This window comes from Mesobacillus boroniphilus JCM 21738 (assembly GCF_000517385.1).
GTDB classification, from domain to species: Bacteria; Bacillota; Bacilli; order Bacillales; family Cytobacillaceae; genus Mesobacillus; species Mesobacillus boroniphilus.
Genome location: NZ_BAUW01000213.1, coordinates 1 through 1293, shown reverse-complemented (window position 1 = coordinate 1293; position 1293 = coordinate 1). Strand labels below are relative to the sequence as shown.

General features: G+C 44.2%; 1 protein-coding gene. It reads left to right on the top strand.

The genetic code is table 11. The features are described from left to right. Window positions 1–305: 305 nt before the first annotated feature. The gene (locus JCM21738_RS21840) at window positions 306–1088 is read left to right on the top strand and encodes an undecaprenyl-diphosphate phosphatase (RefSeq protein ID WP_023627834.1); all 783 of its coding nucleotides are present in this window, start codon (window positions 306–308) and stop codon (window positions 1086–1088) included. The last annotated feature ends 205 nt before the right edge of the window (window positions 1089–1293 follow it).

The following is a 1293-nucleotide window of genomic DNA, read 5'->3' as shown; positions in this document are numbered from 1 at the left end:
CCGTCATGGCCCCGATGACGGACAGTTTGCCTGCTTATTCCCCGATTTGTGTCCGTCATGGCCCCGATGACGGACAGTTTGCCTGCTTATTCCCCGATTTGTGTCCGTCATGACCTTGATGACGGACAGTTTTTCTGCCTTTTCCTGGATTTGTGTCCGTCATGACCTTGATGACGGACAGTTTCTCCCATTTCCCTTGGATTTGTGGCCGTCATATAGTCCGCTGGAAATTTTGCTGGCATAGAGATGGGACATGTTTCATAGCTTTGTAAGGGACAAAGTCTTTGAAAAAGTGGGGATTCTGTATGCTATCAAAAATTGAAGCTTTCTTTCTTGGGATTATCCAGGGGCTGACTGAGTTTTTGCCGATAAGCAGTACCGGCCATCTTTATCTGGGCAGGAATCTGTTTGGTCTTGAGGAGGCCGGCCTGCTGCTCGACACGATGCTTCACGTGGGGACACTGCTGGCAGTGTTTGTGTTTTATAGATATGAATTCATCAAAATTTTAAAAAATCCGTTTGGGAAACTCACCTTCCTTCTTGTTGTCGGTACGCTGCCGGCTGTAGTTGTCGGTTTGCTGTTTGAGGATTATTTTGATGAGATCTCCAAAACTGGCGTGACGATTGGCTGGGAATTCCTGATTACTGGGACATTGATGTGGTTCGCTGATTCTATCAAAAATGGCCGCAAAAAAATGGATGATATCAGCTATACAGACGCACTGGTGATTGGCAGCTTCCAGGCAGCGGCGATTTTTCCGGCAATTTCCCGATCCGGCTTGACGATTGTCGCAGCGCTCTGGCGAAAGCTTGACCGCGAGACTGCAGCCTATTTCTCATTCCTGCTGTCGACCCCTGCCATTCTGGGAGCAATCGTCTTGCAGGGTAAAGACCTTTTCAGCGGCGGAAGTGAGACGATTTCGATTCAGGCACTGTTAATCGGCATCATTTCAGCAGCGATTTTCGGTTATATTGCGGTAAAATGGATGATTGGCTATTTGAAAAATCATTCTTTGAAACCTTTTGCGATTTATGTGTGGATAATGGGGCTTGTTGTTCTGTATTTTCAGTATGCAGGGCAGTTCTAAAATTTTTATAGCGGAAATTTTGATTTTATAGCGGGATTTTCATTTTTATAGCGAGTTTTCCTTTTTTATAGCGAATTTTTCTCTTTTATAGCGAATTTTTCTTTTTTATAGCGAAAATCTAATTTTTATAGCGAATTGGAAATTTCCGCTGATTTTTTCCAATTCCATAATCAGAACAAAAAGCGCAAGCTCCTCGTTTAGCCCC